The organism is Glutamicibacter sp. (genome assembly GCF_032154645.1).
In the GTDB taxonomy this organism is placed as follows: Bacteria; Actinomycetota; Actinomycetes; order Actinomycetales; family Micrococcaceae; genus Glutamicibacter.
The window spans coordinates 1-12,485 of sequence record NZ_JALDXV010000005.1; the positions used below are offsets into that span (position 1 = coordinate 1).

Sequence of the window (12,485 nt, forward strand, 5' to 3'; positions counted from 1 at the left end):
CCAGAAAACCTGCCGGCCAAGATCCAGCACTACATCAACGGTGAATTCGTCGACTCCATCGGCGGCGAAACCTTCGAGGTGCTCGACCCGGTAACCAACACCGCGTACACCACCGCAGCCGCAGGCCAGAAGGCAGACATCGACGCCGCCGTCGCCGCCGCCACCGAGGCCTTCAAGAACGGCCCTTGGCCCAAGATGAAGCCGCGCGAACGCGCCAACGTGCTGTACAAGATCGCCGACGCCGTTCTCGCCCAGCAGGACCGCCTGGCCGAAATGGAAACCTTCGACACCGGCCTGCCGATCACCCAGGCCAAGGGCCAGGCGCAGCGCGCCGCAGAGAACTTCCGCTTCTTCGCAGATTTGATCGTCGCCCAGCATGACACCGCGTTGAAGGTTCCGGGCACCCAGCTGAACTACGTGAACCGCAAGCCCATCGGCGTGGCAGGCCTGATCACCCCATGGAACACCCCGTTCATGCTCGAATCCTGGAAGCTCGCTCCTTCCATCGCCTCGGGCTGCACCGTGGTGCTCAAGCCGGCCGAGTTCACCCCGCTCTCCGCTTCGCTGTGGGCCACCATCTTTGAAGAGGCAGGCCTGCCCAAGGGCGTCTTCAACCTGGTCAACGGCATGGGCGAAGAAGCCGGCGACGCACTGGTCAAGCACCCGGGCGTTCCGCTGATCTCCTTCACCGGCGAATCCTCCACCGGCCAGCTGATCTTCCGCAACTGCGCGGAGAACCTCAAGGGCATGTCCATGGAGCTGGGCGGCAAGTCCCCCGCCATCGTGTTCGAGGATGCAGACTTCGACGCAGCCATCGACTCCACCCTGTTCGGCGTCTTCTCGCTGAACGGCGAGCGCTGCACCGCAGGCTCGCGCATCCTGGTCCAGCGCGGCATCTACGAGAAGTTCACGCAGGCCTACGCAGCCCGCGCAAAGAACATCAAGGTCGGTGATCCGCACGATCCAGCCACCCAGGTCGGCGCGCTCGTCCACCCAGAGCACTACGACAAGGTCATGAGCTACGTGGAGATCGGCAAGTCCGAAGGCCGTCTGCTGGCCGGCGGCGGCCGCCCGGAGAACCTGCCCGAGGGCCAGGAGAACGGCTCCTACGTCGCACCGACCGTGTTCGCCGACGTGGCACCGGATGCCCGCATCTTCCAAGAAGAGATCTTCGGCCCAGTCGTCGCCATCACCCCATTCGACACCGATGAGGAAGCATTGGAGCTGGCCAACAACACCAAGTACGGACTGGCAGCCTACGTATGGACCAACGATTTGAAGCGCGCCCACAACTTCGCGCAGAACGTCGAGGCCGGCATGGTGTGGCTCAACTCCCACAACGTGCGCGACCTGCGTTCACCGTTCGGCGGCGTCAAGGCTTCGGGTCTGGGCCACGAGGGCGGCTACCGCTCGATCGACTTCTACACCGACCAGCAGGCGGTGCACATCACCCTGGGCGATGTGCACACCCCGAAGTTCGGCGCCTAACCACTAATTTTCTGCTTTGCAAAGGAGCAATGTCATGAGCAACGAAATCCCTAAGCCATCGGTTCCAGCACCGGACATCCTGCGCTGCGCCTACGCCGAACTGGTAGTCACCGACCTGGAGCGCTCGCGCAAATTCTACGTGGACGTCCTGGGCCTGCATGTGTCCTACGAAGATAAGAACCAGATCTACCTGCGTTCCTTCGAAGAGTTCATCCACCACAACCTGGTGCTGACCAAGGGGCCGGTGGCGGCGCTGAAGGCCATGGCTTTCCGAGTGCGCTCTACCGAGGAAGTCGACAAGGCGGAGGCCTACTACAAGGAACTGGGCTGCCGCACCGAGCGCCGCAAGGAAGGCTTTGTCCGCGGCATCGGCGATTCGGTCCGCGTCGAAGATCCGCTGGGCTTCCCCTACGAGTTCTTCTTCGAGACCACCCACGTCGAGCGCCTGCACATGCGCTACGACCTGTACTCGGCCGGCGAGCTGGTTCGTCTAGACCACTTCAACCAGGTCACACCGGATGTACCGCGCGGCCGCAAGTACCTCGAAGACCTGGGCTTCCACGTTACCGAGGACATACAGGACGATGAAGGCACCACGTATGCAGCATGGATGCACCGCAAGGGCACCGTCCATGACACCGCGCTGACCGGCGGCAACGGCCCTCGCCTGCACCACGTCGCCTTCTCTACCCACGAGAAGCACAACATCATCCAGATCTGCGACAAGATGGGCGCGCTGCGCATCTCGGACCGCATCGAGCGCGGCCCGGGCCGCCACGGTGTGTCCAACGCGTTCTACCTGTACATCTTGGATCCGGACGACCACCGCATCGAGATCTACACCCAGGACTACTACACCGGTGATCCGGACAACCCGACCATCACCTGGAACGTGCACGACAACCAGCGCCGCGACTGGTGGGGCAACCCGGTTGTGCCCTCCTGGTACACCGAGGCATCCTTCGTGCTGGATCTGGACGGCAATGTCAAGGAAGTCATCGAGCGCACCGACGACTCGGAGCTTGAGGTCACCATTGGCGCCGACGGCTTCTCCTACACCCGTGCAGGCGACGAAGACGGTTCGTACCATGGCCAGGCTTCCAAGGGCTTCAAGCTGGGCAACCAGCTCTAAACCTTAGGGTCTCCAGCTAGGTCAAAAGCCCGGTGCGGCGGCGAAGTTTTTATCTCAACTTCACTTGCGGCACCGGGCTTAAGCGTCTGCAGAGTCGCTTGCTAGACGCTAGCGCTCAACGTATATTTCGCCAGCGGAATCCAGCAAAGAGCGCGGATATGCTCACGATTGCAAGCACCGCCAGATAGTATCCCGGGGCAACATCTTGCCCGGTACTCTGGATCAGGAATGAACAAATCATTGGGGTGAATCCTCCAAAGATCGCTACCGAGGCGTTGTAGCTGAAAGAAAGACCCGTTGCACGCGTGGCATCGCTGAATGCATCAGCCATGACTGACGGCAATGCCCCGTAGTACAGAGCCTTAAGCAACCCCAGAATCACCATGACGGTGGCGAGCACCGTAAAGGTTTTTGCAGCTGTCATCCAGAGGAACAGCGGTATGGTCACTAGCATGATTCCTAGCGCAGTAGGGATCATGATGCGAAGTCGACCGACGCGATCAGCCAAATGACCCACCAACGGTGTCGCGAAAGTAAGAATTACCCCGGTAATGATCAATGAAGTAAATGAAACTGCCGGGTCCATTCCCAATTGCTTGATGCCAAACGTCGGCATGTACTGAAGCACGAAATTCAAAGCAGTCGAAATAGCCAATGCGCCGCCAGCAATGAAAATCGATAATTTTTCGCGCGCAAATACTTCCCGCACCGGTTCTTTCCTAGTCCGTTGTGCCTCCTTCTGAACTGCGGACTCGGCGATCGGCATCTCTTCTACGTTTCTGCGGAGCCACCAACCGGCAGGCCCTACCAGGAGCCCAATAAAGAATGGAATACGCCAGCCAAAGTCATTCATTTGATCCGTAGTCAAGATGCTCGTCAAAGTAACCACCGTCAATGCAGCAAGCAACGAACCAAGTCCTTGACTGGCAAACTGAAAACTGCCCAGGAAACCCTTGCGTTGCTTGCCTTGAGCAAGCAAATAAGAAGTTGCAGCGCCGAACTCTCCGCCCGCAGAGAATCCTTGAACCAACCGTCCCAGTACCAGCCCAATGGGTGCCAAAAGTCCGATGGTGTCATAGGTAGGCAGCAGGGCAATGATCGCCGTGCCGAGCAGCATTAGCCGAATTGTGAGCACGAGGCCCTTTTTTAGTCCTTTACGATCTGCGTAGGATCCTAGGATCAATCCGCCCAGAGGACGGATCAGATAAGAAACGCCGAAGACCGCAAAAGCCTGGATAACCTCGATGGCTTGATTATCTGACGGGAAAAAGTTGTGGCCGATGTAGATTGCCAACAATGCATAAATCCCGATGTCATACCATTCCATGGCATTTCCGACGGTCGCTGCTGCGACGCCTCGGAACAGGGACTGCTTTTTGGCGCCAGATCCTTCCAGCGCATCTTGAGAATTTCCAGACAAAATTGTCGTGTGTTTCCGGGTCATGATCTGTCCTAGCGCTCAGATTTGGCGTACGTTGGCATGCTGGGAAGCTCCATGCAGGTTCCTAAGTCGTAGAAGAGTCCGCACATCATTTTTAGCCCTTCACGCAGCACCGGCTCTAAGGCATGCTCATCCGGCGCATGCTGTTTACATCCTGGATAAGAGTGGGGAATCCACAGCGTCGGCAGGTCCAAGGTTTGTTCGAAAACCTGATTAGGAAGTGACCCACCAATATTGGGCAGGACGACCGGGGAGTACCCAATAGTGTCGGTGATTGACGTGCTAGCCCACTGAACCCATGGATTATCCGGTTCGATGCGGCTAGCCGGGAAATATTGCCCCATGCGAAGCTGCACCATTGAGTAGCCTGCGTCATCCAAGGCTCCCCGTATTGCCGACTCGAACTTCTGTGGGTCTGTGCCGACGACGAATCTCAGCTGCAGATTGGCACGTGCCGTGCCAGGAATTGCATTGATGGGCTCGTCGATATTTGCAGCCTGCAGCGCCAGGACTTCCAATGAGTTCCACCCATAGAGTCGCTCTGCTGTGCTCAGCGAAGGATCCCCCCAAGATGGATCAATTATCGGGTCATTTACGTCGCCACCGACTTCAACCCGGGAAAGTGCCTGAAGCACGGACGATGGCAGCTTCTCCGGCAGTAGCTCCGGCACGCGAATCCGCCCGTCACCATCAACTAAGACACCGATGGCAGCAGCTAACGTGGTTGCAGGATTGCGCAGTACACCGCCCCAGTTTCCCGAGTGAAATCCACCGTTCCGCAACGGGACTGACAATTCAAAACTTGCTCCACCACGTGCGCCGAGGAAGATCGTCGGCACTTCGGCTCGTTGACGTGGACCATCTGAAGCGATGAAGACATCTGCCTGCAAAGATGCACGATGGGCTTTGGCGTATTCATCAAGCTGCGGCGAGCCGATTTCCTCACCTGCCTCGAAAAGGAAAGTGATGTTGAAACCCAATGACCGGCGCTGCTGCAAAACAAACTCAAGTGCCAGCAAATTAACCAAGTGCTGCCCCTTGTTATCGGCCGCCCCACGCCCGTACCAATGATCCCCCTGGGCCGTGAGCTCAAACGGCTGAAGTCCTAAGCTCCACTGTTCATCTTGACCGTCAACAACATCAGCATGGCCATAGCACAAGACCGTGGGTAAGTCATCATGCTCTATTCGTCGAGCCCGCAGAAATGAATTCCCGCTGCCATTCCAATTCAGGTCTAGATCGACGGTGAATCCAAGACTTTCGAGGCGATCGCGAAGGGTACTACCGAGGTATGAGTCCAGCGCAATGCTGCCCTCGGCAGTGCCACTGACAGTCGGATGCGCTACCAGTGTTGCTAGCTGCTCGAACAATCGTCCCGAAGTCGCGCATTCGTCTGCTTTTTCAAGTAGTTCATGCTTAGACATGGAAATTCTCCTCAAGATGTTTCGTGTACTCTAAATCACATTAGGAGTAGTTTTTATCCTGATCTAGTGCCGTTTTGTCGACGAGCTTTTACTTTGAGGAAAACCTCGGAACGGAGAAGTACGACGTGCAAACCTTACCCACGGCCCTGAAGTACTTTCATGAAGTGGCCACCACAGGTTCCATAACAGAGGCCGCGCGCGCGGAGCATGTAACGGCGTCTGCCATCAGCAGGCAGATTACTGCCCTCGAACGGCAAATCGGAAGTGCGGTCTTTCTCCGACATGCCCGTGGCATGGAGTTGACCGATGCGGGGGTGCTTCTCTTGGCTCATACCCGTCGAACCATCGCAGAAGGCGAACAATTGGCGCAGGATCTTTCAGCACTCGCTCTGGGCCCGGGGCAGACTATTGAGGTTGCCAGTTCAGAAGGCCTCGCGGCCTATGCGACATCTCGAGCGGTCGCCCTTTTCTGCGCTCAATACCCGCAGACCTCGGTACATCTACGGGTCCTCCCCTCTGCTGAGGCCGCGGTTCGAGTCGTTGAAGGCACTGCCGATCTAGCAACGGTATTCGCACTTGGACCACAACGGGATGTAAATGTGGAATTCTCCACGCCGGCACCCGCCTACGCTGTAGTTTCCGTAGATCACCCGTTGGCAACTCGACCGCGGGTGAGTCTAGACGAGGTGTGCGACTATCCATTGTGCATGCCGGCCAGGGGAATCACTCAGCGCGAACTCTTCGATATCGCCACGGCAATGGCGGGACTGAAACCTCGCATCGCATTATCCACCGACCATGTGAATCCAGCAGTCGAGTTCGCGCGTTCGGGGGTTGGCGTGACGTTGCTGAGCAAGCATTCACGCCGCCGGGATGTTGATGAGTCTCTGGTGTATTTATCGATTGAGCATCCAGTACTTTCCGAACGGACTGCTCAAGTCCTCACCATGCCGCGTCGGCGACGATCGGCACTCGTCAGCGCACTGATCGAGCTCATCATTGCACAGCTGGGCTCGGAGCAAGAGTAATCAACGCGGCAAACGTGCTCGCTGCCGATTCAGAAGTTCAGACTGACGCAATCAGTTCGTCATGCAGTTAGGCCACGCCCCTGGCTACTGGCGAACCACCCGAAGCCCAACTCCTGAATTCACCGCAGGAGAAGTAGTTCATAATTCTGCCGTGCCTTACGCCCGGCACCATGAACTACGACCCGACCCTCGCGGAGCATCGGGTAGCGTAGAAACTGGTTCGCAGCCACAGGAGGCACCATGAACACAGCATTGATTGATCTGGCAAAATCCATCGCCACCGCGGCTCACGAAGGGCAGGTGGACAAGCTCGGGGCCGCCTATATCGGACACCCGGCCCGCGTCGCCGCCCATGCCGAACGGTTAGGTGGCAGCGAACAGGCCATCGCGGCCGCCTGGTTGCACGATGTCATCGAGGACACACCTCTCACCTCGGCAGACCTGTTGGCCCGAGGCATCAGCTCCGACGTGGTGAATGCCGTCCTGCTGCTCAGCAAGACTTCAGGACAAGGCATGGAAGAATACTGCTCAGGCATCCGGGGCAATCCATTGGCCCTGCTGGTCAAGGAAGCCGACCTGGCAGACAATACAGACCCTGCACGCACCGCACTACTTGATCAATCCACCCGCGAACGCCTTGCCGAGAAGTATGCGGCCACCCGTCGGTTGCTCAATCTCAGCTAGGCGCGCACTTCCTAGTAGCTCCTAGTCAACCCTTGACATTGTCACCGGTTGGACAAGACTGGGGATATGGATGCTGCAGAACATGGAAAGTACGAGAATCGTGCCCATGCGGGTGCGGTTTTGGGAATGAATCTCGCCCTAGCGCTTCCGGCTGCCGACTATATAGTTCTCGGCCTGCTGCGAGGCGGCGTCCCCATCGCCGCAGGCGTCGCCCAAAGTCTGGGCTCAAAACTCGGCGTCCTAGCGGTGAAGAAACTTGGAGTGCCGAGCAATCAAGAATTGGCTTTCGGCGCGATTGCGAGGTACCGCGGTGAACTGAGCACCTATTTCAACCCGGATATCCACCGCCGCGCCATCCGCTATTTTGGCGCCGGCGAACTTGAGCGAGTCGAGCTAAACACCGGCGCGAAGCTTAAGGAACTGGCAAAGGTCTATGACGTCTATACCTCCGATCTGCAAGGCAGGGACGTGATCATCTGCGACGACGGGATCGCTACCGGGGCCACGATGTTCGCCGCGTTGGAACTGGTATCGAAGCACGAACCCGCGAGCATCACGGTGGCGCTACCGGTGGGTCCAGCAAATCTGGTTCCGAGCCTCAAGCAACAGTGCGACGAAGTATTCCTGCTCTGGCAGCCGCAGAACTTCACCTCTGTGGGTGCGCACTATGTTCATTTCGAACAGGTAAGCCAGGTGGAACTCAATAGGTACCTGCAGGATGCCGCCTAGGCATTCGATGGTATTTCGGTGTAATGCAGCAGAATAAAATTGTCCTATGACTGCAACGCTTGTCGCCAAGGATCTTTCTGGCGGGCACACCCACCGCACACTGTTCGCCGACTTGAATTTCACCGCGGCCCCCGGCGACGTCTACGGGGTGGTGGGGGCCAACGGAGCGGGAAAGACCACGTTGCTGCGTCTGCTGGCTAGTGCCGATCGGCCCTTGGCCGGTACGGTGTCCACCGCGCCGAATTCGGCGTTTATCGGGTGGATGCCTCAGGAACACGAACGCATCGAGGGCGAAAGCATCGGCGCCTATATCTCCCGCCGCACCGGCTGCACGGCCGCCACCTCCGCCATGGAAGCCACCGCAGAGGCACTGGCCTCCGGTGGGTCGGAGGCCGAGGACGCCTACGCCGTGGCTTTTGACCACTGGATGGCCTCAGGGGCCGTGGATCTTGAGGAACGCATCCCTGAGACTCTTGCAGAGTTGGGATTCACCCTGCCCGAAGAGACCCTGATGTCGCAGCTCAGCGGCGGCCAGGTAGCCAGGGTGGCGCTGGCAAGCTTGCTGCTGTCCCGCTTCGATGTGGTCCTGCTCGACGAACCGACCAATGATCTGGACCTTGACGGCCTCGAAAGGCTTGAACGTTTCGTCTCTTCGCTGCGTGCACCGGTCATCATGGTGTCTCATGACCGCGAGTTTTTGGCGCGCTGCACCACCGGAATCATCGAGCTCGACCTGGCGCAGAATCAGGTGGCAGTCTACGAGGGCGGCTACGATTCCTACCTGCAAGAGCGCACGGTCAACCGACGCCACGCCCGCGAGGCCTATGAACAGTTCAAGGACAAGAAGGAAGATCTGGAAGCCCGCGCGCGCACCCAGCGCGAATGGTCGTCGCAGGGCGTGCGGAATGCCATGCGCAAGGCGCCAGACAGCGACAAGCTCAAACGCCGCGCGAACAGCGAGTCGGCGCAGAAACAGGCTGCCAAGGTGCGGCAGATGGAATCGCGTATTGCCCGCCTCGACGAGGTGGCCGAACCTCGCAAGGAATGGGTGCTGCAGTTCTCGATTGCCGCGGCGCCGCGCGGTTCATCGGTGATGTGCACGCTCAACGATGCGGCGGTCACCCGCGGTGACTTCACCTTCGGCCCGGTCTCGGTGCAGGTGAACGCGGGCGACCGCATCGGCATCGTCGGGCCGAACGGGGCCGGCAAGTCGACGCTGCTGAATCTCTTGCTGGGATCCTTGGCCCCGGATTCGGGAAGCAGCGCCCTGGGCGCCTCGGTGCAGATCGGCCTGATCGACCAGCCGCGTACCCAGCTTCCGGCGCAGCTGGAGTTGGGCAGCGCCTTTGAGCTGGCGGTGCCCGAATATTCATCGGCCGAGGCCCGCACCCTGCTCGCCAAGTTCGGCTTGAAGGCCGCCCAGACCGGCTCACTGGTGGCGGATCTCTCCCCCGGCGAACGAACCCGCGCCTCCATGGCGCTGCTTCAGGCGCGCGGGGTGAACCTGCTGGTGCTCGATGAACCGACAAACCACCTCGACCTGCCGGCCATCGAACAATTGGAACAGGCGCTCGACGCCTATGAGGGTGCGCTGCTGCTGGTAACCCACGACCGCAGGATGCTGGACAACGTCAGGCTGGATGCCCGGTGGAATGTCCAGTCGGGACAGGTCAGCGTGCAGTACTCCTAGTCGCCCGCAGACTGTGTACGCTGCAGGGTGCCGATGACTTCGCCTTGGGAATCCTTGAGGGTCATGACGTCCTGGGCCACGGTTGCCGTGGCTGCACCGCTCAACCAAGTATCAACGCCTTCGCAGTACATTTTGGTGCTTGCCATGGCGCCGAAGTCAATGCCGGTATCGCTGTCCTTCCACTGGCCGCTCAGGCGGTTGCAGCCGTCGTTGCCGGTCAGCGTTCCGTCATCCCCGAGGTCCAGCCAGGGCTGTCCCTGCTCGTGGCTACCCCATGCGCCGCCCGGGTCCACAGGGGCGGGAGCGCTGGTTTGATCGGCAGGTTCGTCGGATGGTCCGCAGGCGCTCAGGCTCAATGCCGCCGCAGACAGCACCAGCAACGCGAAAAGTCGTTTCATGGCACCAGCCTAGGGCAGCATCTGGGCTGCGACCAGAGCTTTCAGCCGTTACTCGACTGCTGTCGCCGGCTGGGGTGCGGACAGTTCCTTGCCGTGTCCGTGGCGCCAATCGACGACGGCGATCCACAGCGTTGCCAGCACGAGCAGGATGATTGCAACGAAGGACAGCGACATGGCCGTGGCATAGCCGGCCAGGTGGTTGATTCCGAAGAACACCGCGGTAATGACGGCGATGCCCACCGCCGTGCCCACGCGCTGGGAGGTCTGCATCAGTCCTCCGGCGCTGCCCGAGTTCTGCACCGGCACCTCCATCAGGGTCAGTGCCTGGTTCGGGGAGATGATGAAGCCCTGGGCCATGCCGATGAATGCCAGCGTCAGCAGCAGCCACCAGATGCTCAGCACTCCCCGGTCTTCCAGTTCAACCACCGCAATGGTGCCCAGCAGCCCGAACAGTGCGCTGAGCGTACCTCCGATGACCAGGCGTCGACCTGCGCTCATCACGTACTTACCTGCAATGTTTGCGCTGAAGGCCGAGCACAGGGCGGCAGGCAGCGCTATCAGCCCCGCTTCCAGGGCCGTGAAGCCGTTGACTTCCTGCACATAGACGGCCACCAGCACCCATACGCTGGAGACGCCCATGAAGTACAGCCCCGCAATCACCGTTCCATTGGTGAAGCTTGGAATCTTGAACAGCGACAGTTCGACCATCGGTGAGGAACCGCGTTCCTTGTAGTGCTTTTCCCACAACACCCAGCACACCAGGCAGATCAGGGCGACGGCCAGCAACGACCAGAGCCAGGGTTGTTCCCTGCCCTGTACGAAGGGTAGGAGGAATGCGAAAATGCCGACCGCCAGCAGTATGGTGCCCACCGGATCCAGGTCTACCTTGCCTGCAGGTTTGGTGAACAGCGGCTTGGGCAGCCAGAAGAATGCCATGAGCACCGCGATCAGACCGATAGGCACATTGATCAGGAATGTCGCGCGCCACCCCGCATCCGGCCCAAGCCAGTTGATCAGCAGCCCGCCCATCACCGGCCCGATGGCCACCGAAAAGCCGACGATGGTTCCCAGAAAACCGTAGGCTCGCCCGCGGGCTGCCCCGCGGAAGTGCTGCTGGATCAGGCCCATCACCTGGGGGTTGAGCAGACCGGAGCCGATGCCCATGACGAATCGGGCGATGTTCAGTGTCAACGGACCCCCGGCAAAACCTGCCAGCACGGAGGCGCCGGTGAAGATCACGACGCCGGCGATGAACATCAGGCCGCGTCCGAATAGGTCGCCCGAACGACCTGCTGCCACCAGCACCACGCCGAAGGTCAAAGCGTAGCCGGCCAGCACCCACTGCATATCCGCCTCGCTGGCGTGCAGCGAGGATTGGATGGAAGGAAGCACCACATTCACGATGCTCACCGAAACCAGCGACATGAACATGACCGCCAGCAGCACGCCCAGGAGCTTGTTACGGGCCGCACCCGAAAGTTCTTCGTTTCTCTCAACGGTGGATGGCTGAGCGGTTGCCGAAGGAAGGGATTGCTCAGGTGGCGGCGGCTTGGATGACATGGACAACCTTAGAACGGCGGGTGACTAGGAGTTGCCCGGTCGTCGGCAGGGCGCCACCGGGCGTACTTCGTACAGCAACAACCGAGTGCAGGATATTCCCGCACGCGCCTTTCACCGCTATCAGTCACTGAGCGGTCGCTGGTCGAGCATCGCCTGGATCGAAATGATGCGCAGCTCGATGAGTTCTTCGAACAGCTCGTCGTTGCTCTGCACCGGGAGCGAGAGTGCCTCTCGCGCCAGCGGCGCATCGATCTGCGGATAGCGGTCGAGCCATTGTTCCGGCACAGCACGCGAGACATAGGTGCGCCCAATGGTTGGGTTGCGGTCGAAATAGTAGTCGACCTGCAGCACAAATCCGAATGCCTCGCGTTCCAACGAACGGCTCAGCGCCAGCGCCTGCTCCAGGCTCAGGCCGAGGGCGGTGTAGAAGGCAAGAAGGCGCTCCATCAGTTCGGTGCGCAGCGGCCCGCTGTCGACGTCGACCTGGTCCTCTACCGGCACCAGTGCTGCCAGTGGATAGGCGCGATACATTCTGCGGGACTCATGGTAGATCTCCCGCACCGATGACTTCCAGTTGGCAGGATCGAGGTCTAGGAAGGGGCTTTGTTCGACGAAGAGCGCAACCACCATGCTGACCACTTCGCGCCGGTCGCTCACGTAGTTGTACAGTGCGCGCGGCGTGACATCGACGGCGGCTGCCAGGCGATGCATGGTCAGTGCTGCATAACCTTCCGCTCCGGCGATTTCCAGTGCCGCGGCGGCGATGCGCTCCTTGCTCAGCGGGGCATATGCGGAATCCTTGCGCGGTCTGCCGCGCCCGCGCTTGGCAGGGGTATTCTGCTGAGGATCTTGGTCCTCAGCCAATTGCTCGCTCATGTCAGGAGCATATCTGCGGCAACTGTGTTTAATCT

Annotated in this window: 11 protein-coding genes; 6 read left to right on the top strand and 5 right to left on the bottom strand. The window is 59.8% G+C overall.

Translation table 11 applies throughout. The annotated features are described in order from the left end of the window. Both hpaE and hpaD read left to right on the top strand, forming a co-directional pair. Nucleotides 1-1,488, top strand: a 1,488-nt coding sequence (hpaE, locus tag RUH64_RS05975) for a 5-carboxymethyl-2-hydroxymuconate semialdehyde dehydrogenase (protein ID WP_313812082.1), incomplete at its 5' end; no start/stop codon positions are given. 34 nt (nt 1,489-1,522) lie between these two features. Continuing rightward, nucleotides 1,523-2,620, top strand: a complete 1,098-nt coding sequence (gene hpaD, locus RUH64_RS05980) for a 3,4-dihydroxyphenylacetate 2,3-dioxygenase (protein WP_313812084.1) — start codon at nt 1,523-1,525, stop codon at nt 2,618-2,620. Nucleotides 2,621-2,735: 115 nt separating this feature from the next. Here the strand turns inward: hpaD and RUH64_RS05985 are convergent, their stop codons facing one another. Beyond that, nucleotides 2,736-4,064: an MFS transporter gene (locus RUH64_RS05985; RefSeq protein WP_313812086.1), complete on the bottom strand. Its 1,329-nt coding sequence runs from the start codon at nt 4,062-4,064 to the stop codon at nt 2,736-2,738. An 8-nt stretch (nt 4,065-4,072) separates the two neighbouring features. Beyond that, nucleotides 4,073-5,485 carry a M20 family metallopeptidase gene (locus RUH64_RS05990; RefSeq protein ID WP_313812088.1) on the bottom strand — a complete coding sequence of 471 codons (1,413 nt, stop codon included), beginning with the start codon at nt 5,483-5,485 and terminating at the stop codon, nt 4,073-4,075. Nucleotides 5,486-5,610: 125 nt separating this feature from the next. Between RUH64_RS05990 and RUH64_RS05995 the strand changes: the two genes are divergently transcribed. The 4 genes from RUH64_RS05995 to RUH64_RS06010 all read left to right on the top strand — a co-directional run bounded on the left by RUH64_RS05995 (nt 5,611) and on the right by RUH64_RS06010 (nt 9,616). After that, nucleotides 5,611-6,513, top strand: a complete 903-nt coding sequence (locus RUH64_RS05995) for a LysR family transcriptional regulator (RefSeq protein WP_313812090.1) — start codon at nt 5,611-5,613, stop codon at nt 6,511-6,513. A gap of 240 nt (nt 6,514-6,753) precedes the next feature. Continuing rightward, nucleotides 6,754-7,197, top strand: a complete 444-nt coding sequence (locus RUH64_RS06000; protein ID WP_313812092.1) for an HD domain-containing protein — start codon at nt 6,754-6,756, stop codon at nt 7,195-7,197. A gap of 66 nt (nt 7,198-7,263) precedes the next feature. Further along, nucleotides 7,264-7,926, top strand: a complete 663-nt coding sequence (locus tag RUH64_RS06005; RefSeq protein WP_313812094.1) for a phosphoribosyltransferase family protein — start codon at nt 7,264-7,266, stop codon at nt 7,924-7,926. Between the two features lie 46 nt (nt 7,927-7,972). Beyond that, on the top strand, nt 7,973-9,616 hold the full coding sequence (locus tag RUH64_RS06010) for an ABC-F family ATP-binding cassette domain-containing protein (RefSeq protein WP_313812096.1): 1,644 nt from the start codon (nt 7,973-7,975) through the stop codon (nt 9,614-9,616). Here RUH64_RS06010 and RUH64_RS06015 read toward each other — a convergent pair. From RUH64_RS06015 to RUH64_RS06025, 3 genes are all read right to left on the bottom strand, one after another. Next, complete coding sequence (locus tag RUH64_RS06015) at nt 9,613-10,014, bottom strand: META domain-containing protein (RefSeq protein WP_313812098.1); 402 nt, start codon at nt 10,012-10,014, stop codon at nt 9,613-9,615. The two genes, RUH64_RS06010 and RUH64_RS06015, sit on opposite strands and share 4 nt — an antisense overlap. Before the next feature lie 48 nt (nt 10,015-10,062). Continuing rightward, complete coding sequence (locus RUH64_RS06020) at nt 10,063-11,574, bottom strand: MFS transporter (RefSeq protein ID WP_313812100.1); 1,512 nt, start codon at nt 11,572-11,574, stop codon at nt 10,063-10,065. A gap of 120 nt (nt 11,575-11,694) precedes the next feature. Continuing rightward, nucleotides 11,695-12,450 carry a TetR family transcriptional regulator gene (locus RUH64_RS06025; RefSeq protein ID WP_313812102.1) on the bottom strand — a complete coding sequence of 252 codons (756 nt, stop codon included), beginning with the start codon at nt 12,448-12,450 and terminating at the stop codon, nt 11,695-11,697. Nucleotides 12,451-12,485: the final 35 nt, after the last annotated feature.

Excerpts from the sequence above, each read along its gene's own strand:
- RUH64_RS06005 (WP_313812094.1), top strand. The coding sequence starts at position 7,264 with ATGGATGCTGCAGAACATGGAAAGTACGAGAATCGTGCCCATGCGGGT.
- hpaD (WP_313812084.1), top strand. The coding sequence starts at position 1,523 with ATGAGCAACGAAATCCCTAAGCCATCGGTTCCAGCACCGGACATCCTG.
- RUH64_RS05985 (WP_313812086.1), bottom strand. The coding sequence starts at position 4,064 with ATGACCCGGAAACACACGACAATTTTGTCTGGAAATTCTCAAGATGCG.
- RUH64_RS06020 (WP_313812100.1), bottom strand. The coding sequence starts at position 11,574 with ATGTCATCCAAGCCGCCGCCACCTGAGCAATCCCTTCCTTCGGCAACC.
- RUH64_RS06015 (WP_313812098.1), bottom strand. The coding sequence starts at position 10,014 with ATGAAACGACTTTTCGCGTTGCTGGTGCTGTCTGCGGCGGCATTGAGC.
- RUH64_RS06010 (WP_313812096.1), top strand. The coding sequence starts at position 7,973 with ATGACTGCAACGCTTGTCGCCAAGGATCTTTCTGGCGGGCACACCCAC.
- RUH64_RS06025 (WP_313812102.1), bottom strand. The coding sequence starts at position 12,450 with ATGAGCGAGCAATTGGCTGAGGACCAAGATCCTCAGCAGAATACCCCT.
- RUH64_RS05990 (WP_313812088.1), bottom strand. The coding sequence starts at position 5,485 with ATGTCTAAGCATGAACTACTTGAAAAAGCAGACGAATGCGCGACTTCG.
- RUH64_RS06000 (WP_313812092.1), top strand. The coding sequence starts at position 6,754 with ATGAACACAGCATTGATTGATCTGGCAAAATCCATCGCCACCGCGGCT.